Genomic DNA, 18,325 nt, shown 5'->3' with positions numbered 1-18,325 from the left:
GACCACCGGTAATAAGGTGGGGTGATGTACAGAGTGCTGCGCAAAGGACCCGGGTTGATCAGCCGAGTTGACCGGTATCTGGTCCGCGGTGTGTCGTCATTCCCGGGTGGAAACCACGATACGTTTTTCCGCCGCCTCTCGGCGTCCGCCACGCACGGCAAACTGTGGGTGGCGGCAGCGGCGGTCATGGCCGCGTTTCCCGGCAAGCCCCGCCGGGCCGCGATGCACGGGCTTATCGCCCAAGCGGTGGCATCAGCTGTGACCAATGTGGTGTTCAAGACGCTGCTTCCGCGGGCACGGCCGCTCCCGGAGCATCTGCCGGTTTTCCGGTTCGTCCAACCGCAGCCCACCAGTTCATCCATGCCATCGGGGCATTCGGCCTCGGCCATCGCCTTCGCGCTCGGCGCCGGGATGATCAAGCCGGTTGTCGGTGCGGCACTTGCGCCGGTGGCATTGGGGGTGGCCTACTCGCGTGTCCATACCGGCGCCCATTGGCCATCGGATGTGGTCTTCGGTTCGGCGATCGGCGCAGGGGCAGCATTGGTGACGCGCAAGTGGTGGCCAGTCCGGCCACCGTTTCCCGGTGTGTCCCGCACCGTAACCGAAGCCCCCTCGCTGCCAGGCGGTGAAGGCCTCAGCATCGTGGTGAATACCCTGGGCGGCTCGTTCACGGAACAGACAGCGGACGCCCTCCAAGAAGTATTCCCCAACGCGTATATAAAAACGATTGAGCGGGGTAAGAGTCTGGACGAGGCTATCCAGGCCACCGCTTCCCACCCGGACACCCAGGCCCTTGGTGTCTGGGGCGGGGACGGAACCGTAGGCACGGCGGCCGCGGCCGCCGTCGAACATTCCCTTCCCTTGCTGGTGCTCCCGGGCGGGACCCTCAACCACTTCGCTCGGGACACCGGGACCGCCAACCTTAAGGACGCTGTAGCGGCCGCGGCAGCGGGTGACGCCGCACGCGCCGACGTCGGCATTGTGACCGTGGAGCGCGGGCTAGCGGGCAATCCGGAAACGGCTGACCTGGTCATGCTGAACACGGCCAGCGTCGGCCTGTACCCCAATCTCGTCCGGCGCAGGGAACAGCTGCAGCCAGCCCTCGGCAAACCGCTGGCCGGCGTGGTGGCAATGTTCCGGACGTTCGCCGCAGGAACACCCACCACCCTGATCGTGGACGGTGTCCGGCATAAACTCTGGATCGCGTACATCGGCCGCGGCCGCTATTACCCCCGGGACCACGCGCCCTTGTCGCGGCCGGTGCTGGACGATGGCGTCCTGGATGTCCGGATGATCACTGCCGACGAATCCTTTGCCCGGCTCCGGCTCCTGTGGTCGGTGCTGACGGGCACGGTAGCGACGTCCCGGATCACCCACCTGCGGGAAGCCAGCGCGGTCCAGATTGAGTCGGAGGGCTCCCCCATGGCGCTGGCGGTTGACGGCGAAGCGTTGGCCGGCGTGCGCAGCGTCCGGATCCGGGTGGAACCGCGCGCCCTGACGTACTACTCGCCCCGCACCTAAGGCGGCTGAGACCCGGAGGGGACCCCTAATCATCCGTGCGGACTACCCTGATTCGACCCTGAATCATCCCTGAGGCAGGCGAAATCCGGCCGTGCCGTCGGTAGCGTGGAGCGTACAAACGAAACTTCCACGCATCCCGCAGCCACGCGGCTGCTGTTCTAAGGAACATTTCCATGATTGAGGCAACCGGCCTGTCCAAGGTCTACGGCAGCAAGACGGCGGTTGACGGCGTCAGCTTCACCGTCAAGGCAGGGCAAGTAACGGGCTTCCTTGGCCCGAACGGTGCCGGCAAATCCACCACCATGCGCATGATCATGGGACTGGACCGCCCGACGTCGGGCACGGTGACAGTCAACGGCCTGCACTACGCCGACCACAAGGCCCCCCTGCACGAGGTCGGAGCGCTGCTGGACGCCAAAGCGGTCCACACCAGCCGCAGCGCCTACAACCACCTGCGGGCGATGGCGGCGACGCACAACATCCCCCCATCCCGGGTGAATGAAGTCATCGAGATGACCGGTTTGGAGGCCGTGGCCCGAAAGAAGGCAGGCGGCTTCTCGCTGGGCATGGGCCAGCGCCTGGGCATTGCCAACGCGCTCCTGGGCGATCCTCAGACCCTGATCCTGGATGAGCCGGTCAACGGCCTCGATCCGGAAGGTGTGTTGTGGGTCCGCAACCTGGTCCGCTACCTCGCCGGGCAGGGCAAGACCGTCTTCCTGTCCTCACACCTCATGAGCGAAATGGCCCAGACGGCAGACCACCTGATCGTGATCGGCCGCGGCAAGATCATTGCGGACGCCCCCGTGCAGGACATCATTGCGGGCTCCCGTCAGGTCAAGACTCTGGTCCGCACGTCCGCAGCCACCCAGCTCTTAGCCCTGCTGTCCGGCGATGGCGTGACGGTGGACCAGGACCAGCCCGAAACCCTGGAAGTGACGGGCCTGGACGCGCGCCAGATCGCCCAGGTGGCACTGGACAACCGGGTCCTCGTCTACGAACTCACCCCGCAGCAGTCGTCTCTGGAAGACGCCTACTTCGATCTCACCAAGGACGAAGTGGAATACCACTCACACCTGACCGGTGGACCCGGCGGCGAGTTCGCTCCGGAAACCGCCCCGGCAACGGCAGGAAAGTAAGGACGATGACCACCATGACTGATACCCAAACTTCCCGTGTCCGCACCACCGCTGGCACCAAGGGAGTGACGTTCGGCGGTGTGCTGCGGTCCGAATGGATCAAGCTGTTCTCCCTGATGTCCACCCGCATCCTGCTGTTCCTGACCCTGGTGGCGATTGTCGGCGTCGGAGCCCTTGCCGTACTGATCCGGTTCTCCTTCCTGGACGAAATGGCCCGGCGGGCGCGGGACCAGGGCCAGGCCCTGACGCCCGAAATGATGGCGCAGTCCTTCCCGCCGGGATCTGGTTTTGACCTGTACAACCTGCCCAATGCCGGCCTGCAGATCGGCATCCTGGTCCTGGGCTCGCTGGCCGTCCTGTTCATCTCGTCCGAATACGCCACGGGCATGATCCGTTCCACGATGAACGCCGTCCCGCGCCGCACGCCGGCCTTTGTGGCCAAGGCAATCCTGCTCGCCGTGATCTCCTACGTCATCACCACCATCGCCGCAGTGGCCACGTTCCTGATTGCCATGCCGGTGTTCCAGGGCCTCGGCCTGGACCTGGACTGGTCCACGGACGGCGTGCTGTACAGCATCTTCACGGGCGGACTCTACGTTGCCGGCGTGGCCTTGATCGGCCTCTCACTCGGCGCGCTGCTCCGCAACTCCGCCGGCGGCATCACCGTGCTGGTAGGCCTGTTCTTCGTGGTGTCCATCGCGGCAAGCTTTATGACCTTCATCCCGGGTGACTTCTGGAAGTACGTGCCCCAGTACCTCCCCAGCGAAGCCGGCGGACGGTTCCTGTCCATTGGCCACACCGACGGCGTCATCGATCCCTGGCAGGGCGGCCTGATTTTCCTGGGCTACGTACTGCTGTTCCTGGTTCCGGCCATGATTGTGCTCAAGAAACGCGACGTCTAGGCGGACACCCGGCTCAGAGAATGAACGAAGCGGCACCGTGGGGGACGCGCAAGCCAGTCAGGCCGACGCGCTGGTTCGCGCTGGTGGCGATGGCCGCCGCCACGGCGCCGCTGGCCCTGCTATACCTGCTGGCCGCCGTCGGCCCCATGGAGAGTTCCTTCATCCACGACGCCGGCGGCAATCCCGGCGATTTCCACCTCCTGACCAGCATCGCCACCATCGCCCTGTCCAACGTCATCGCCACCGGGATCGGCATCTCGGTGCGGCAGCGGCGGGAGCACGAGCAGGAAATCGCCGCCTGGGTGGCGCGGACGGCAAGCCTGGCGTCCGTCAACGAACGCAACAGGATCGCCCGCGAAATGCACGACGTCGTGGCGCACTCGCTGACGGTGATGGTCAGCCTCTCCGATGGCGCCGCCGTCGTGGTCCGGAAAAGTCCCGACCGCGCCGGCGAGGTGCTTGGCGAACTGTCTCGGACCGGCCGCACCGCGCTGGCGGACATGCGATCGCGGAGTGCGGCGTGGAGATCCCGCAGGAAACAGAGGGTCCCTTTCCCGGTGCCTATTCCGGGTGCTGGCCGCATATCCACTTCGAAGTCTTCGAGTCCATGAGCAACGCCACGGCCGCCGGTCAGGTGCTGGCTGCATCGCAGATCGTCCTGACCAAGGCCGCCTGCGAGGACGTCTATGCCACTCCCGGCTACGAGGCCAGTGTCAGCAACATGGCCCGCACCACGCTGCAGTCGGACAACGTCTTCGGGGACGACGGCGGCATTTACCAGCTGGCCACCATGACCGGATCCGCCGGCGCCGGCTACACCGCCGGGCTCAATGTGACCATTTAGACTCGGAAGCATGCCTTCACCTTCCGCCGCCGCTTCCAGTGCCGTTGAACACATCCAGGACCTTGGCGCGTACGTCAGCGCATCGCCGTCGAGTTTCCACGCCGTCCACGAGGCCGCCCGGCGGCTGGATGAGGCCGGGTTCACGGGCCTGGGCGAGCGAGAGCCCTGGGCCGGCGGGGCCGGATCGTTCTACCTGGTCCGCGACGGCGCGCTGATCGCCTGGGTGGTCCCGGAAGACGCCGGACCCACCACCGGGTTCAATATCCTCGGTGCCCACACTGACTCCCCGTCGTTCAAGCTCAAGCCCAAGCCCACCACCGGAGCGTTTGGCTGGCTGCAGGCCGGGGTGGAGGTCTACGGCGGGCCGCTGCTGAACTCCTGGCTGGACCGCGAACTTCAGCTGGCGGGCCGGCTGGTCATGCTGGACGGCACCGAACATCTCACCGCCACCGGCCCGATGCTCCGCTTCCCGCAGCTGGCCATCCACCTTGACCGTGCGGTGAACGACGGCCTGACCCTGGACAAGCAGCGGCACATGAACCCTGTGTGGGGCCTGGGGAATCCCGCCGACGTCGACCTCCTGGCGGTTTTGGCGTCGCAAGTCCCTGGCGGCGCTTCCGTTGATCCTGCCAGGATAGGAGGGTACGACGTCGTTATTGCAGACACGCAGGCACCTGCGGTTTTCGGGGCCAACGGGGAGTTCTTCGCCTCCGGGCGCCTTGATAACCTGTCCGCGACGCACGCCGGGCTCGCGGCGCTTATCGCGCATGCGGCTTCTTCCGCCGCCGGTGCCCCGGGTAAGGGTGCGCCGATCGCCGTCCTCGCGGCGTTCGACCACGAGGAAATCGGCTCGAATTCACGTTCGGGAGCATGCGGACCCATTCTTGAGGACGTGCTGGTGCGGGTCTCCGACGGCCTGGGTGCGTCGGTGAGCCAGCGGCGGCAAGCACTGGCGGCGTCGTTCTGCGTTTCCGCGGACGCGGGCCACGCCGTCCACCCCAACTACCCGGAGCGGCACGATCCGGCCAACCATCCGGTCCTGAACGGCGGCCTGCTGCTGAAGATCAACGCCAACCAGCGGTACGCAACGGACGCCGCTGGCGCGGCGTTCTGGGCCAGGCTGTGCGGCGAAGCGAAGGTGCCGTACCAGGAATTTGTGTCCAACAACGTGATGCCCTGCGGCTCCACCATTGGCCCCCTGACCGCCACCCGACTTGGGATCCGGACTGTCGACGTCGGCGTTCCCCTGCTCTCGATGCACTCCGCACGCGAACTCTGCGGCGTGGAGGACCCGCACCGGCTGGCCGCCGTCACGGAACTGTTTTTCCGAACCGCAGCCAAGGGGTCTGCGTAGCCGGCTCTCGCCTGGCAGTCGGGCCAGGGTGTAGCTGTAGGCGTTCCAGCCGCCGCAGACACGCGAACCCAATCCACTCGCATCTCGCCAGCGCCGTTAGCAGTGCTGTCTCGGAACCGGTCCAGTTGTAGCGTCTGGTGCATCGAACCGAGAGGCTGGTGCGCGGAGTTGCTGTCCTCAAACCACTTCACCCCATCGACTTAGCCGACGATCCCATTCGGAGACCAGTCAACCGCGTAGTTGTGGAAATGACTAACGTCCAGAGCCTTGGACGCCGACGTCTGCGAGTTTGAGCAACTGTAGTGGTGGAAGTACTTGATGACGTTCCAGGCGCCAGTCGTCTCCGCGTAGTCAACTTCGCCGTCACCCGGCCAATTCTCACTAGCCGGCCACAGGATGGACACCATATGGTATTCGTTATCGCCGGACCCGGCCGCACGGACTTCCGATTGCCCGTACTTCTGGTTTGCAAACTTCGCGCCCATTCCAGCGGTCGTGCTATCCGGAGTTCCAGTCATGTCCATTTTGGAACCGTCCACCGTGACCTGCTGTGGGCTCCGAGTTCCGTTACCAGCATGCCCGGCGCTGTTGTGAACGCACCACTTAATTGAACTCGTCTCCAGTTCCACGCGTGCCCCAACCATGGACTACCGCCGCCTCGGTAGGTGTTACCGTGTCAGGCGCGGTCGTCACGGCCAGCCTTGGACGCAGGGCGGAATTCGAAGATTCCTTCGACTTGAACCCGATCCACTTCCGCGCGTTGCTTTCCAGCATGAAGTTCTGCTCGCCACCCATTGCGCTAACGCCCTTTGGTAACATCCCATTCAACCCAAGAGCCGGCAGCGAACCCGCCAGCCTTCCTCCGCCACGTCCCGCGTGCTGGTGCGTTATTACAGGTAGCTCCCGTCTCGGTCCAGCCGCCAGACGTAGTGTAAACATCCGCGAACTCAGTGGAAGTTGTGGATGTCTCCGATATGCCCGCAATTTAGCCGAAACAACATGTTCGCTAGCGGGAACTTGAACAATGAACCGTAGGAGGGTGTTCCGCCAGTGGTTCGCACGGCCCTCTGTAGACAAACGGACGCTAGCCCCAAAGTTGGTGGTCGCTTCAGTCCGCCTGTACGTAGGTGTCCATGGTCGGCGAGATCGTCGTTGCGGCGCTTGCCGTTGTCGGAGTAATGATGCGAACGCAACCAGAATGGATGATGCAACCGCTACGCGTTTACGCCAGAACATCAGCCCGCCCCATTATCAAAAGAATAATAATCTTTGTTGGACCCGTTGTCCCATGCGGTTGTTCCACCACAGTTTGCTTTGCGGTTTATCCGAGGCAAGCGGGTTAGCCACACCGAAATAACTCAGGCTGGGGGTCCCGTAGTCGGGCTCAGCCCCTGCGCCACCGGGGAAGTAGCCAAGAGGGATCCTGCCACGATCATGGCCGTGACGAGCGTTTGACTCAGGGCGTGATGATTGCTTGAAATCCCCTATACCTAAAATGTGGGCTGAAAGATAACCCCTATACCTAATATTTTGACCCGCGGATAAATCCCCGTACTCGGTGAAGGAACGCGTTGACCCACCGCGCAAAAGTGAGTACCTGCTACTGGTGACTCTGCGTCAGGCAGGCCGTAGGCTCTCATCACGGCCAGAGTCGAAGGCTAATGAGAGCTGGGGCCAGAGACCAGACCATGACCGGATAAAGCGCCAAAGCCGCGCTCGACTTCCCAGCCGAGCAGAGCGTTGACTAATCCGCAAACGTCATGAAGTGGTGAGGTATTTGTCCATTTCCACCCAGCTCCCAATTACATTCGCGATGCCGGCTGTCGAGGCCACCAAGGCTTCAGTCAGCGTGGTCATTCCAACCTTGAACGAAGCGAAAAATATTCCGTGGGTTCTTCGCCGTATGCCCTCGTATGTGGACGAGGTTGTGATCGTCGATGGCCGTTCCACCGACAACACAGTGGGCGTAGCCCAAGCCATCCGCGACAACCTTGTCATCGTCAATGAGCAGCGGAAGGGAAAAGGCGTGGCCCTTCGCTCCGGGTTTGCTGCAGCCTCTGGAGACATCATCGTCATGCTGGACGCGGATGGCAGCATGGATCCCCAGGAGATTGGCTGGTTCGTTTCCCCGCTTCAACACGATTACGACTTCGTAAAGGGCTCACGCCATGTCACCGGGGGAGGGTCCGAAGACCTCACCCGCCTGAGGAAGGCCGGTAACCGCGCGCTGACCGGGTTAGCCAATGCTGTCTTACACAGCAATTACTCCGACCTCTGCTATGGATACATAGCGTTTCGACGGGAATGCCTTGAGATCCTGCAGTTGGAATCGGACGGCTTTGAAATTGAGACCGAGCTGATTGTCCGTGCGGCTAAGGCCGGTCTGCGGATTGCCGAAGTTCCCAGCCTGGAGCTGGATCGCATCTCCGGCGCGTCGAATCTGCAGACGTTCCGCGACGGGTGGCGCGTACTGGGCACGCTGGCACGCGAATGCACCATGTGGGAGTCCCCCACCGCCGGCGCCAGGCCTGAGTCCCTCCGGCGGGTGAAGTACGCGTACGCAAATGTCAGCGTTCCGCGGACGCCTACTGATCCCCAGACAGTTCTCTCCGTTATTCGGGGAGGCTAGCATGCTGGATCGTTTTGGACGACCGAGCGTGTCAGTTGTCATCTGTGCCTACACCGAAAGGCGTTGGGACTGGTTGCTGGACGTCATAGAGTCCGTCCGGGCCCAATCAGTTGCACCCCAGGAAGTCCTGGTGGTGATTGACCACAACGAGGACCTCTACGAGAGGCTAACGGAAATTGTTGATGACGTGACCGTGGTTGAGAGCACCGGTCCACGCGGGCTGTCCGGAGCACGCAATACCGGTGTCGGCCTGGCCGACGCTGACATTGTGGCCTTCCTCGACGACGACGCCGAGGCAGCTGCGGACTGGCTTGAACGGTTGCTCGCCATGTACGACGACCCCGACGTGCTGGCCGTCGGCGGGCGTGTCGAACCGGTGTGGGAAAAGGGCCGGCCGGGCTACTTCGGTGAAGAGCTCGACTGGATCGTTGGATGCAGCCACCGTGGAATGCCCAAGGTGGCCTCCGAGGTCCGGAATGTTATCGGCGCAAACATGTCCTTCCGCCTGGAGGTCCTGCGCCAGGTTGGCGGCTTCAACCTTTCGCTGGGACGCCAAGGCATCTTGCCCCTTGGTTGCGAGGAGACAGAGATCTGCATCCGCTCAAGGATGGGTTCACCCGGATCACGGATCGTCTATGAACCGGCAGCTTTGGTGCGTCACCACGTCCCGGCGGAGAGGTGCACCTTGCGATACATGCTTTCGAGGTCCTGGTCCGAGGGGATCTCCAAAGCGGAGGTCAGCAAGATCGTGGGCCGGAAGCGGGCCCTGGGCCCGGAACGGCGGTACGTCCGCAGCGTCCTGCCACGGGCCGTTTTTGCGGGAGTGCGCGATTGGGGCCGGGGCGACAACCCCCAGGGCCTGGGACGTGCGGGAGCTGTCATTGCCGTCCTCGCGTGCACGGCCGCCGGGTACGTGCGCGGCCGGCAGACCGCCCACATCAAAGGCCGCCCGCTGTCCGGGACTGCCCTGGTGGGCGCACCGTGGAGGGAAGTCCAGTGAGGCAGGAACGGAATCTGCGGTTCCATGCACTGCTGACAGCGCTGCTGCTTGCGCTGGGTGTTCTGATGGTGCCGGTGGCGGCTTCGGCCGCTCCGGGTGATGTTGGGGTCGAGGGTCCGTCGCATTCGGGGACGGGGACGCCGACGGGTACGAAGCGGCAGACGAATTCCTTATGGTTCAATGACGGGCTCTGGTGGGGGAATCTGTGGGACACCGCCAGCTCGGATTTTCATATCTTCCGGTTCAATGCCGTGACGAGTTCGTGGGTCAATACCGGTGTGGCGACGGAGACGCGGGCGAACACCCATCATGACGTGCTGTGGGACGGGACGACGTTGTTTGTGGCGAGCTATAAGTTCGTCAACGACGGTCTGCCGGCTCAGCCGAACTTCCCGTCGACGATGCGGCGTTACAGCTACGACTCAAGTACAAAGAAGTACTCGCTGCTGAGTACTACAAAAATCAATAACTACCGCGTTGAGACCCTGTCCATCGATAAGGACTCGACTGGTCGGGTGTGGGCCACGTGGCAGCAGGCGAACCGGATCTATCTGAACGTCACTGCCACGGATGGCAAGACGTGGGGGACGCCGTTCGCGCATCCGGCGGCGTTGAGCAACGTGTCTGTGGACGACACGTCGGCTGTGATCGCGTTCGACGGGAACAAGATGGGTGTGATGTGGAGCCGGCAGGTCGGTGATGCCACCGACGGCATGTACTGGAGCTACCACGTCGATGGAGCGTCGAACACCGCCTGGTCCACTCCTGTGGCGGCGGTGTCGGGGCAGCGCAGCAGTGATGACCATATGAACCTGAAGTGGCTGGACTCCTCGGGTGGCCGGGTTTTCGCCGCCGTCAAGACCTCATTCACCTCGGCGCCGCAGCCGCTGATCCAGCTGTTGGCACTGAGTGGTACGACCTGGTCGGCCTACCCGATCGCGACTGTGTCGGAGTGCCCGAACCGGGTGATCGTCCTGATTGATGAGAGCACGCAGATGCTGCGTACCTTCGCTAGCTATCCGAAGCCGAGTGGCACGACGAACGCTGGTGTCTGCACCACCTCGGGGGGTGCGATCTACGAGAAGTCCTCGCCGCTGAATAACATCAGCTTCACCACCGCGAAGACGGCTCGTATTGTGCACGCCGACCAGTATGTCCACAACGTGACGTCCACGAAGCAGAACCTCAACAGTGCGGCGCGGGGCACGGCCAACAGTGGTCTGCTGGTGCTCGCCGATGTGAACGCCACAAGCAGGTACTGGCACTATTACGACCCCCCCATCGGTGGTGATACGACGGCTCCGACGGTGGCGGGTACGTCTCCGGCTGCTGGTGCGACGGGTGTGGCGGTGACGGCGGATGTGACGGGGACGTTCTCGGAGGCGATGGATGCGGCGACGGTCACGTCGAGCACGTTCACGTTGACGGCGGGGACGACGACGGTGCCGGCCGTTGTGTCGTACGACAGCACAAGCAAGGTTGCGACGTTGAATCCGGGTGCGGATCTGGCGCCGGGTACGACGTACACGGCGACGATCAAGGGTGGCTCCGGTGGGGTGAAGGATGTTGCCGGTAACGCGCTGGCGTCGGACAAGACGTGGACCTTCACCACGGCTCCCGCGGGTGGTCAGACAGGGATTCAGCGCCGAGGCATGAGCACATTGGTTAACACCACGAGTACCACGAGCCACACAATTACCAAACCCGCTTCGGCCGCGGCAGGCCAGGTCTGTGTCGCCTCATTGGCGCTCAACGGCTCGACCGTTTCAGCGGCCCCGACCGGCTGGACGCAGTTTGCCGCAATTACGTCGATCGCCAACCCACATCTGTATGGCTACTACCACGTCATGGGTTCGTCCGAACCTGCCAGCTACACGTGGACCACTGCAGGGTCGGTCGCTAGCGGTGGCGGCATCAGCTGCTACTCCGGAGTGAACACCACAACTCCGTTGGACACAACAGCCTCGGTAGCCGCGTCTGCCACCGCTGCATCCACGGGCTCGGTTCCTGGGGTCACCACAACGACCGCCGGAGCTATGCTCGTTGGCGCAGTCGCCATCAACTCAAGCAATACCACCATCGCGATCGCTGGCCCGTCAGACATGGCGGAAGTGTATGACCTTGGTGGTAAGCGCACTGAGCTTGACGATGGCCTTCAGGCAACCGCCGGTTCCTCGGGCAGCAAGTCCTGGGTGTGGAGCAGCGGTTCGCTGCGCGAATGGGCCGGTTGGCTCGTCGCTCTCCGCGCTCAATAACCCCAGGGCCGCAGTCCGCCACCCAAAAACCCCATCCCACCGACAACCCAGACAGGGGACGATCATGAAGAGCAAGACCCAGACGAAGGCACTGCACTTCGACATCCACGGCCGCGTCACGATCCGCGTCGACGCAACGGCGCCGGCAGCACACCAGCTCCGGACCATGCTGGCGTGTTTCGCCACCGACATCGAACGGCCGGCGGACATCGTCGTCGATGACCAGCCGGAGCCGATGCCGGATGCGGGTCTGCTCGAGCACGAGCTGGCGTACACGGACAACAGTGTGCGTTTTAACGCCGATCGGGTCCAGGTTGTGAGGGACGCAGAGCAATGGCGCATTCACGGATCGGGTGAACTGTTGACCTCTGTGGTCCCTGTCCTCGATGCCGCCATGGTCGCTCGAGGAGCTGCCATGTTCCATGCGGCAACGATGGCCTACCGGGGTCACGCGGTCGCGCTTCCCGCGGCCGGGGGAACCGGCAAGACCAGCACCGCCGCCAAGCTGATGCGGCGTGAGGGGTGGTCGTTCATGGGTGATGACTGGGCCTTCCTCGCCGAAGACGCCACGCTGCTCGGCTACGCGAAGCCGATGTTCATCAAGCCGCACCACCGGGACATCTACCCGCACCTGTTCGAAGGTGTCCGGAAGCCCCTCGTCCCGTCACGGCTCTCGGGGAGCGTCGGCCGTCTCACAACGGTGGTGCATCCGTACGTCATCCGTTATCCGCGCCTCGCGGACTTCTCCCGGCGATGGTCGCCGGAGCACCGCATGGTCGAGGCGGGGACCGCGTTCCCGGGGCGGGAAGTGACGACCTCGGCCCCGCTCGCGGCCGCCGTCTACATCGAGCGCTTCGAGGGCACCCGGTCTCGGATCGTCGAGCGGACGACCGATTGGATGGTTGACCGTATGATCGGCAACTTCCACATCGAGATGGCGGGCTTCTCGCAGCGGGTCGTGACCGGCCTGGCGGCCACGTCCGTCGTCCCGTGGCGCGAGCACTTCGCTGCGAAGGGGCTCGTGTTGAGCAAGGCGCTCGACGGACGTCCGTGCCACCTGCTGCAGGTGCCCTCCGTGTACTCGGCGGATGAGGCGTCGGATGACATCGTCCGGCATCTTGAGGAGCTGCTGCCCTCGGTCCTCGACGAGGAGGTCTGAAATGCGGGACACAGAGGGTCACAGCCCTGCCGAGATCACCGCGGTCGTTCCGGCCCGCAACGCGGAGCACATGCTCCCGCGCTGTCTGGAGGCCCTGCGTCAGTCCGGTGTCGCCGAAATCATCGTGGTGGACGGATGCTCCACCGACCACACCGTCAACCTCGCCCTCGCGGCCGGTGCCCGGGTCCTGAGTGATGAGGGCCGCGGCCTGCCATGGGCACGAACGCTCGGTGTACGGAGCAGCAGCACCCGTTGGGTCCTGCTTGTCGACTCCGACGTCGTGTTCGGGCCCACGGGGGTCGCGGACCTGCTCACGGAGCTGGTGGAGGGCGGCTACGACGCCCTCCAGGCCGGTCTGGAGAGTGTCGCTGGACCGGGCTATTGGGGGCAGGCGCTGGCGCATCATCATCGCACCGGCCGCAGCCGCAACTGGTTCGGGCTCGTGGCGACGGTCGTTGACCGTGACCTGATGCTGGGCGTGGGTTTCGATGACTCATTCAAGTCGGGGGAGGATATCGAGCTGCGTTGGCGGATGCGGGAGTCAGGGCTGCAAACGGCGGTGTCAAGCCGGGTCTTCGTTGAGCATCGTTTCGCCGCTGACGACTTCGACTTCGCGCTTGACCAGTTCCTTATGGACGGAACGGGACTGGGACGGATGGTCCGCAAGCACGGCTGGCGTGGTGCGAGGTTGGCGCTGCTGCCCGCCGCCGCGGCAGTGCGGGGCAGCGCCTTGAGCCTGGCCGCGGGCCAGCCTCGGTGGCTGCGCTACTACGTCGCTTTCTGCTGGTATAACTACGCCGGCCTGGCTAAGGGGTTGCGTCGTGAGCGCTGAGCGGGGGACCGCTGTCACGGACGCCCCGACGGTCCGGCACTCCGCCCTGCGCAGCTCGCTTGGCCTCATCGTGGGCAAGGCCGCCCAGACGGGCGCGGGTTTCGCCTTCTGGGTCGTGGCCGCTCGCGCGACGTCCGACCGTGAGGTCGGGCTCACCATGGCCGCTGTCGCGGCGGTGATGATCTGCACGCAGCTCGCGGTGCTGGGTGCGGGCTCGGCCGTGATCGTCGCGGTGGGGCGGGGGGAGCCGCCCGCGCGGGTGCTGGACGCGGCGTTCGCCATCGTGGGGGTCGCCGGCACCGTGCTGGCCCTGGGCTACCTCGTGCTGCAGTCGGCCCTAACGCCGGACACGGCCGTGGTATCGGTTCTGTTCTGGCTCACGTTCCTCGTGGCTGCCGTCACCGGCACCCTGGTCATCGTGCTGGACCAGGCGCTCGTCGCGTTGGGACGCGGTGCCAGCGCGACCTTGAGGTACGTGTTGGGCGGCGGGGTCTCACTCGGGGCTGCGGCGCTCGTGGCCTGGGGGGCGCATGGCGCCTCCGCCGACGTGCTGATGGCCTGCTGGACCCTCGGGACGGCCGTGGCATGCGTCGTCGGTGCGGTCCAGCTGCGAAGATTGGTCGGCTACCGGCCACGACCGTCCTTGCGCTCGGCGCGCGGCCGTCCATTGCTGGCGGTGGGCCTTCCGTACCAACTCCTCACCCTTACCGAGCGCGCGCCCGGGCTGGTGCTGCCGCTCCTGCTCGCGCACATGGTGGCGCCGGAGGCAGCTGCCTACTGGTATCCCGCATGGATGATGGCCTGGGCCGCTTACTCCGCTCCGATGCTGATGGGCATCGTCCAGTTCTCCGAGGGCGTCCGTGACCCGGACCGCCTGGTCTCGACCACCTGGGCGAGTCTGCGTTGGTCGCTCGCCGTAGGAGGTCTGGGTGCCGCCGTCCTCGTCGTCCTCGCCCACCCGCTGCTCAGTCTGCTGGGGGAGCGGTACGCTGACTCGTCCGCTGGCGCCCTGCGTTGGTTGGCTGCCGGACTGGTGCCGTACGCGGTGCTGCAGGCCTACAACGCCGTGTGCCGGGCCCGCGGTCGCTACACTGAGGCGATCGTGGTCGGCGTGACGCTCGGAGTCGCCCTCTGCGCGTCAGCGCTGTGGGCCGCAGACAGCGGCCCCAGCGCCATGGCCCTTGCGTGGCTGGTGGTGCTCTCCATCGGCGCCGGGGCAGTCGGCCTCCGGCTGCTCGCCGTCCTGCGGCGCATCACTAAGGACGCATAATGACCAGGGGGCTTGACGTGACCATCCGAACCATACGCACCATACGCACCCAAGGACGCTGGAAGTCCCGTGACGTGTGGTGCGCATTGGCGGGAGCCGTGTCGCTGGCTCTTGTCGTGTGGGCCGCCTCCACGGTGGCCTTGCCAGTGAACAGCGACGTGGGGCTCGTCGGTGTACTGCCCTACCCGTTCTGGATCGGGGTCCTGCTTCTGAACGTCGCCTTCGTCGTAGCGCTGCGGGGCGATGCCGCGGGCCCGGCGCGCCGCCCGGTCATGCTGTGGCTCGTCGTGGTGCTCGTGCTCGTGCTCTTCGGGACCGCAGCCTTCGTTACAGACGTACCGCGCGGTGAGGTCGCGTTCCGTCATCTTGGCATCGCCGACGCCCTCTCCCAAAACGAGGGGATCGACCCGGAGATCGACGCGTACTTCAACTGGCCCGGTTTCTTCGCCCTCCTGGCGACGGTGCTCCGGGCGACCGGTCTCGACCCGGTGACCGTTGCCCTGTGGGCACCGGTGCTGAACATGGGTCTGTGGCTCGCTGCCCTGGGCGTGCTGACGCGCTATCTGACGAGCGATCCGCGACGGCGCTGGCTCGTGCTCTGGGTCTTCTGCCTCGGCAACTGGCAGGACCAGGACTACCTGTCTCCCCAGGCCTTCGGCTTCTTCCTGTACCTCGTCGTGATCGCGCTGGTCATCGGCCCGTTGGCCGCGCGGCCCCCCGAGTTCCGAGGCTTCCGCCGCGCCGACCTGGCGGCGTGGTGGCAAGGCCGTTCGCCCGCCGAGCCCCGGCCGGGGCACCGGGTGAGCGCGCTCGCGGGGACCCTCTTGCTCGTCGTGGTCATCTGCGCAAGCCATCAGCTGACGCCGTTCCTGGTGCTCATCGCCATCGCCGCTCTTACCCTGAGCGGTCGTGTCTGGCCGAGCCGGCTGCCCCTGATCACTGCAGTCCTGCTGGCGCTCTGGCTCGCCTATCCCGCGAGCGCATACCTCATCGGGCACCCGCCCCTGGCGGGCGCAGGACTGCAGACCGCGATCGCGGCGAACGTCGTCGACCGCGTGAGCGGGAGCGCCGGGCACGTGCTTGTGGTGCAGCTCCGGATCGTTCTCACCCTCATACTGTGGGCGCTCGCCGCGGCGGGGGCGTTGCGCGACTGGCGCAGAGGGCGTATCGACATCCGGGTGGTCCTCCTCGCCGTCACCCCACTGCTGCTCTTCCCTGTGCAGTCGTACGGCGGGGAGATGCTCATCCGCGTCTCGCTGTTCGCGCTGCCCTTCATCGCCATGCAGGCGTGCTCGGTCCTGCTTCCCACGGACGGGAGCACACGCCCCTCCTCCCGCGCGGCGGGCGGCCTTGCGCTCACCTGCTTCCTGCTGGCCGTGCTGACCATAACAGGCCGATTCGGCAACGCCGAGTATGACGTCTTCACCGACGGCGAGATGGCCGCCGTCGCCACCGCGCAGCGTCTAGCGCCCCCGGGCTCGGCGGTCATCTCGGCTGCCCACCCCACGCCGTGGCGCAGCGAGGCCTACCTCGAACACCGGTACCGGACGATCGAGGAGCTGTGCCCGTCCGACTTGTCGACGGCGATGTGCGGCCCACTCGTTTACGACTACGCCCGGCGCAATTCCGCAGGCGCCTTCCTGCTGCTTACGCGCTCGTCGGAGGCGAGTCTCGTACTCACTGGCCAGAGCAGCCCGGGCGGCTTCGCCGAACTGGAGGAGTGGCTGAGCAGGCAGAGCGGCGTGGAGCTCGCGTTCAGCAACGCCGACGCACGCGTGTACCGGGTGGTGGCGCCATGAGCGGCGGCGGCGTCCGCCGGCCCACGGTGGCGCTCGGTCTCGCGGCTGTCGCGCTGTCGCTGGTGACGCTCGTCGGGCTGCCGACACCGCTGCAGGCGGTCGCCGCGATAGCCGTCCTCGTCCTGCTCCCGGGGCAGGCACTCGCCCGGCTCACGCCGGTGACCGACCTCGCGCTCGGCACGCTGCTTGTCCTGGCGCTCGGCCTCGCCACGCTCACGGCGGTGTCCACGACAATGTTCTACCTCGCTGTGTGGTCGTGGCAGGCGTGCGTCGTCACGATGGGCGTCATCACCATCCTCGCGTGCCTGGCACGCGCACGACAGGAGGCCGCGTCATGATCGACGTCATGATCAACCTGGCGGGACTGCTGGCGACTGCCGCCCTGCTCATCACCCTCATCGCGCTCGAGGTCCGACGCGCCGGACCGGAAACCGGACAGCCCGCACGCCCGAGGCTCCTCGGCCGAACAGTGAGCCCCAGGGTCGTCGCAGTCATGTGGACGGTGTACTTGCTCCTCTTCCTTCCACGCGTGCTGGGAATGCTCACGTGAGCAGCGCGGCGCGGTGGTGGCTCCTCAGCGACCTCCACCTGGGCGCGTCGGACGACGACCCCCGGCGCCCTGGCACAGTGCTGCCCGAGTTCCTGCGCCGCGAGGTGCTCCCAGCACCCGGTCCGCAGCAGCACGTCGCCTTCGTCGGTGACACGTTCGAGCTGGTTGGGTTCGCCCAGGACGAGAGCCTGGCCCGGCTCGAGTCCATTCTTGCCCGCCACCCCGACACGTTCTCGGCGCTGAAGGCGTGTGCGGCGCGCGGCGTGGAGCTGCACTTCGTCTGCGGCAACCACGACGTGGAGCTGGCCAGGCCCGCGGTTGCCGCCCGACTGTCAGCGCTGCTGTCACCCATCGAGCCCTCGCGCGTCCGGATACACCCGTGGTTCCTGCACGTGCCCGACGTGCTCGTGGCTGAGCACGGGCACCAGCACCACGCGCTGCACCGGATGCCAGAGGTGCTCCGCGCGGCGGTCAACGGCACCGACGAGCTGAACCTGCCACCGCTCGCCGCCTGGAACGCCCATCCGTCGAAGTCGCGCCTGAGCCGTGCCGGGGCCGTTGCCCGGGCCTGCCTGGCGTCCGAGCGGGCGGAACGCCGCGTCCGGGAGCCCGCGTACGACGAGCTGTTGCAGACCGAGTCACTGCGGCTCGCGCTCGACGGGGTGGCCGTTCGGGACCTGGCGCGCCTGTCCCGGTTCCGGACGGTATCGGCGCTCCCGGTCGCAGCGACCCGTATGGTGCTCGCGGCCGCCGGGCGCAGAGTCACCGGCGAGGAGGCACCTGCTGCAGCGGGCCGGTTCGCACGTACCCTGGAGGCGCACGGTTCCGGGGTGGCTTGGTACGTCTCGGGCCACACCCACCGGGCCCTAGAGTCGGCGCTCGAGGCGTGCCCCACCAGGTACGTCAACACCGGCACGTGGTCTTCGGAAGTCCGCGGCCGCGGACCTGACCAGTCGGACCCTCGGGCGTTCCCGTACGCCGTGGTCGACGTCGCCCGCGACGGCACCACCAGCGGCGGGCTGCGGTACTGGCGTCCGGACGGTGGCTGAGCCGTGCGCGTGTCAACGCGCTAAC

The 18,325-nt window shown here is 65.7% G+C and carries 16 protein-coding genes and 2 pseudogenes; 16 read left to right on the top strand and 2 right to left on the bottom strand.

What is annotated here, in order from left to right; genetic code table 11:
* Positions 1 to 24: 24 nt before the first annotated feature.
* The 6 genes and pseudogenes from ACQCSV_RS01020 to ACQCSV_RS00995 all read left to right on the top strand — a co-directional run bounded on the left by ACQCSV_RS01020 (position 25) and on the right by ACQCSV_RS00995 (position 5,757).
* Complete coding sequence (locus ACQCSV_RS01020) at positions 25 to 1,521, top strand: phosphatase PAP2 family protein (protein ID WP_354156275.1); 1,497 nt, start codon at positions 25 to 27, stop codon at positions 1,519 to 1,521.
* Positions 1,522 to 1,694: 173 nt separating this feature from the next.
* The gene (locus ACQCSV_RS01015; protein WP_354156276.1) at positions 1,695 to 2,657 is read left to right on the top strand and encodes an ABC transporter ATP-binding protein; all 963 of its coding nucleotides are present in this window, start codon (positions 1,695 to 1,697) and stop codon (positions 2,655 to 2,657) included.
* Between the two features lie 14 nt (positions 2,658 to 2,671).
* Entirely contained in the window at positions 2,672 to 3,559 is an 888-nt protein-coding gene (locus ACQCSV_RS01010) for an ABC transporter permease (RefSeq protein WP_354156277.1), read from the top strand.
* A gap of 65 nt (positions 3,560 to 3,624) precedes the next feature.
* Positions 3,625 to 4,170: pseudogene (locus ACQCSV_RS01005) on the top strand (sensor histidine kinase); the annotation flags it as partial.
* Positions 4,110 to 4,403 (top strand): annotated as a pseudogene (locus tag ACQCSV_RS01000) (3,4-dioxygenase subunit beta); the annotation flags it as partial. The pseudogenes ACQCSV_RS01005 and ACQCSV_RS01000, both read left to right, overlap by 61 nt.
* 10 nt (positions 4,404 to 4,413) lie before the next feature.
* Positions 4,414 to 5,757, top strand: a complete 1,344-nt coding sequence (locus ACQCSV_RS00995) for a M18 family aminopeptidase (RefSeq protein WP_354156278.1) — start codon at positions 4,414 to 4,416, stop codon at positions 5,755 to 5,757.
* 200 nt (positions 5,758 to 5,957) lie between these two features.
* Here the strand turns inward: ACQCSV_RS00995 and ACQCSV_RS00990 are convergent, their stop codons facing one another.
* Both ACQCSV_RS00990 and ACQCSV_RS00985 read right to left on the bottom strand, forming a co-directional pair.
* The gene (locus ACQCSV_RS00990; protein ID WP_426939011.1) at positions 5,958 to 6,281 is read right to left on the bottom strand and encodes a family 16 glycosylhydrolase; all 324 of its coding nucleotides are present in this window, start codon (positions 6,279 to 6,281) and stop codon (positions 5,958 to 5,960) included.
* A 275-nt stretch (positions 6,282 to 6,556) separates the two neighbouring features.
* The gene (locus ACQCSV_RS00985) at positions 6,557 to 6,733 is read right to left on the bottom strand and encodes a DUF7594 domain-containing protein (protein WP_426939502.1); all 177 of its coding nucleotides are present in this window, start codon (positions 6,731 to 6,733) and stop codon (positions 6,557 to 6,559) included.
* Positions 6,734 to 7,534: 801 nt separating this feature from the next.
* Between ACQCSV_RS00985 and ACQCSV_RS00980 the strand changes: the two genes are divergently transcribed.
* From ACQCSV_RS00980 to ACQCSV_RS00935, 10 genes are all read left to right on the top strand, one after another.
* On the top strand, positions 7,535 to 8,386 hold the full coding sequence (locus ACQCSV_RS00980) for a glycosyltransferase family 2 protein (protein ID WP_354223274.1): 852 nt from the start codon (positions 7,535 to 7,537) through the stop codon (positions 8,384 to 8,386).
* A gap of 28 nt (positions 8,387 to 8,414) precedes the next feature.
* Positions 8,415 to 9,386: a glycosyltransferase gene (locus tag ACQCSV_RS00975; protein ID WP_354156281.1), complete on the top strand. Its 972-nt coding sequence runs from the start codon at positions 8,415 to 8,417 to the stop codon at positions 9,384 to 9,386.
* Positions 9,383 to 11,641, top strand: coding sequence for an Ig-like domain-containing protein (locus tag ACQCSV_RS00970; RefSeq protein WP_354156282.1), 2,259 nt, complete (start codon positions 9,383 to 9,385; stop codon positions 11,639 to 11,641). Before ACQCSV_RS00975 ends, ACQCSV_RS00970 begins: the two co-directional genes overlap by 4 nt.
* Positions 11,642 to 11,705: 64 nt before the next feature.
* A complete protein-coding gene (locus tag ACQCSV_RS00965; RefSeq protein ID WP_354156283.1) occupies positions 11,706 to 12,800 on the top strand; it encodes a hypothetical protein in 1,095 nt (364 codons plus the stop codon).
* Between the two features lies 1 nt (position 12,801).
* Positions 12,802 to 13,632 (top strand): glycosyltransferase, encoded by an 831-nt coding sequence (locus tag ACQCSV_RS00960; RefSeq protein WP_354156284.1) that lies wholly within the window; start codon positions 12,802 to 12,804, stop codon positions 13,630 to 13,632.
* Positions 13,622 to 14,902 (top strand): polysaccharide biosynthesis protein, encoded by a 1,281-nt coding sequence (locus ACQCSV_RS00955; protein ID WP_354156285.1) that lies wholly within the window; start codon positions 13,622 to 13,624, stop codon positions 14,900 to 14,902. Before ACQCSV_RS00960 ends, ACQCSV_RS00955 begins: the two co-directional genes overlap by 11 nt.
* Complete coding sequence (locus ACQCSV_RS00950) at positions 14,902 to 16,701, top strand: glycosyltransferase (protein ID WP_426939010.1); 1,800 nt, start codon at positions 14,902 to 14,904, stop codon at positions 16,699 to 16,701. The genes ACQCSV_RS00955 and ACQCSV_RS00950 overlap by 1 nt, the downstream gene beginning before the upstream one ends.
* Entirely contained in the window at positions 16,698 to 17,039 is a 342-nt protein-coding gene (locus ACQCSV_RS00945; protein WP_354156287.1) for a hypothetical protein, read from the top strand. The genes ACQCSV_RS00950 and ACQCSV_RS00945 overlap by 4 nt, the downstream gene beginning before the upstream one ends.
* Positions 17,036 to 17,251, top strand: a complete 216-nt coding sequence (locus ACQCSV_RS00940) for a hypothetical protein (RefSeq protein ID WP_354156288.1) — start codon at positions 17,036 to 17,038, stop codon at positions 17,249 to 17,251. The genes ACQCSV_RS00945 and ACQCSV_RS00940 overlap by 4 nt, the downstream gene beginning before the upstream one ends.
* Positions 17,248 to 18,300, top strand: coding sequence for a hypothetical protein (locus ACQCSV_RS00935; protein WP_354156289.1), 1,053 nt, complete (start codon positions 17,248 to 17,250; stop codon positions 18,298 to 18,300). The genes ACQCSV_RS00940 and ACQCSV_RS00935 overlap by 4 nt, the downstream gene beginning before the upstream one ends.
* The last annotated feature ends 25 nt before the right edge of the window (positions 18,301 to 18,325 follow it).

This window comes from Pseudarthrobacter sp. S3, from assembly GCF_050156905.1.
Taxonomy (GTDB): Bacteria; Actinomycetota; Actinomycetes; order Actinomycetales; family Micrococcaceae; genus Arthrobacter.
Note: the sequence above shows the minus strand (reverse complement) of the source record. Positions and strands in the feature narration are given on the sequence as shown.

Coding starts and splice junctions, on each gene's coding strand:
- ACQCSV_RS01010 (WP_354156277.1), top strand. CDS start 2,672: ATGACTGATACCCAAACTTCCCGTGTCCGCACCACCGCTGGCACCAAG.
- ACQCSV_RS00995 (WP_354156278.1), top strand. CDS start 4,414: ATGCCTTCACCTTCCGCCGCCGCTTCCAGTGCCGTTGAACACATCCAG.
- ACQCSV_RS00940 (WP_354156288.1), top strand. CDS start 17,036: ATGATCGACGTCATGATCAACCTGGCGGGACTGCTGGCGACTGCCGCC.
- ACQCSV_RS00965 (WP_354156283.1), top strand. CDS start 11,706: ATGAAGAGCAAGACCCAGACGAAGGCACTGCACTTCGACATCCACGGC.
- ACQCSV_RS00960 (WP_354156284.1), top strand. CDS start 12,802: ATGCGGGACACAGAGGGTCACAGCCCTGCCGAGATCACCGCGGTCGTT.
- ACQCSV_RS00990 (WP_426939011.1), bottom strand. CDS start 6,281: ATGGACATGACTGGAACTCCGGATAGCACGACCGCTGGAATGGGCGCG.
- ACQCSV_RS01020 (WP_354156275.1), top strand. CDS start 25: ATGTACAGAGTGCTGCGCAAAGGACCCGGGTTGATCAGCCGAGTTGAC.
- ACQCSV_RS00950 (WP_426939010.1), top strand. CDS start 14,902: ATGACCAGGGGGCTTGACGTGACCATCCGAACCATACGCACCATACGC.
- ACQCSV_RS00945 (WP_354156287.1), top strand. CDS start 16,698: ATGAGCGGCGGCGGCGTCCGCCGGCCCACGGTGGCGCTCGGTCTCGCG.
- ACQCSV_RS01015 (WP_354156276.1), top strand. CDS start 1,695: ATGATTGAGGCAACCGGCCTGTCCAAGGTCTACGGCAGCAAGACGGCG.